Genomic DNA, 1,128 nt, shown 5'->3' with positions numbered 1-1,128 from the left:
CGGGCAACGTTGGTTTCATTTATATCCAGACACGACCACAACCGATGAGTTTTACTGGGCCAATACAGGGCAAAACTGGAACTTCATGTGCGCTGATTGCCACTCAACCAACTTGAAGAAAAACTACGACGCGCAAAGCAATACTTATCAAACAACGTGGTCGGAAATCAACGTCAGCTGCGAAGCGTGTCATGGCCCGGCAAGTCTGCACGTGGAAATGGCGAAACAGGCCAAGCAAAACGGAATGCCAATTGCCACCGCGAATCATTATGGTTTTTCTCGCGATCTTTCAGCCGCAGTCAAAGAGTGGGTCTACAAAGAAGGGCACAGTACGCTTCAGCCAAAAGACATTGTGCCAACCAACCAAGTTCAAACTTGCGCTCAGTGCCACAGTCGACGTACCCAGTTGAATGAAGAAGCGGATCACGTCAAAGGTACGTTTCTTGATAAGTACCGTCTGAGTTTAATTACCCCTGAGCTCTATTATCACGATGGCCAAATTTACGATGAGGACTATGTCTACGGCTCGTTCTTGCAATCGGCCATGGCAGAGAAAGGCGTAACGTGCACAAATTGTCACGATCCACATACCGCACAACTCAAAATCCCAGAAGAAGCTGTATGTGCGCAATGCCATGTAGCGTCAGATTATCTGCCAGAAAACCACACCTTTCATCAAGCGAACACCGAAGCATCAAAATGCACAACGTGCCACATGCCGGAGACGACCTATATGCAGGTAGACACGCGTAGAGACCACAGTTGGCACGTTCCGCGCCCAGATTTAAGCAAGCATATTAATACGCCCAATGTTTGTACCGCTTGTCATGATGATAAAGATGCGAAGTGGGCCGATGAGCAGATTGGTCAATGGTTCCCAAAATCAAGGTATCGCAACACTCAGCACTTCTCGGTCGCATTTTATGCAGACGCAATAGGCCACCAAGGTGGTTCAGATGCGTTGGCTTATACGGCTCAAGATTCTTCCATCAGTGACATCATTCGTGCATCGGCTTTAGAGCGAATGGCAGGCAATACTGGCCAGAATACGTTGGTTGCGCTTGCTCGCGCCGTGAAACATGAGAACGAGATGATTCGACTGGGTGCTGTTGCTGGCTCGGCAGGGTA

1 protein-coding gene is annotated in these 1,128 nt (G+C 48.9%); it reads left to right on the top strand.

What is annotated here, in order from left to right:
• On the top strand, window positions 1–1,128 hold a 1,128-nt coding region (locus tag R7P35_RS25690), incomplete at both ends, for a cytochrome c3 family protein (RefSeq protein ID WP_318093260.1).

Origin of the sequence: Vibrio sp. Vb0304 (assembly GCF_033338995.1) — a bacterium.
Lineage (GTDB): Bacteria > Pseudomonadota > Gammaproteobacteria > Enterobacterales > Vibrionaceae > Vibrio > Vibrio alginolyticus.
Note: the sequence above shows the minus strand (reverse complement) of the source record. Positions and strands in the feature narration are given on the sequence as shown.